The following is a 262-nucleotide window of genomic DNA, read 5'->3' on the forward strand; positions in this document are numbered from 1 at the left end:
GCACATCAACTTCATGGCGCGCTTTGCCCGTGGCCTGATCTGCATGCCGATGACCCGTGAACGCTGCGAAACCCTCAAGCTGCCGCTCATGGCACCGCGCAACGGTTCCGGCTTTGGCACCAAGTTCACCGTCTCCATCGAAGCCGCCGAGGGCGTCACCACCGGCATTTCCGCCGCTGACCGTGCCCGCACCGTGCAGGCTGCTGCCGCGAAGAACGCGGTTGCCGAAGACATCGTCAGCCCCGGCCATATCTTTCCGCTG

General features: G+C 64.5%; 1 protein-coding gene. It reads left to right on the forward strand.

Going from position 1 to position 262, the window contains the following annotated elements:
* The coding region (locus AC0IYH_RS32190; protein WP_471838378.1) for a 3,4-dihydroxy-2-butanone-4-phosphate synthase at nucleotides 1-262 on the forward strand (262 nt) is incomplete at both ends.

Source organism: Pseudomonas sp. AC463, from assembly GCF_979253585.1.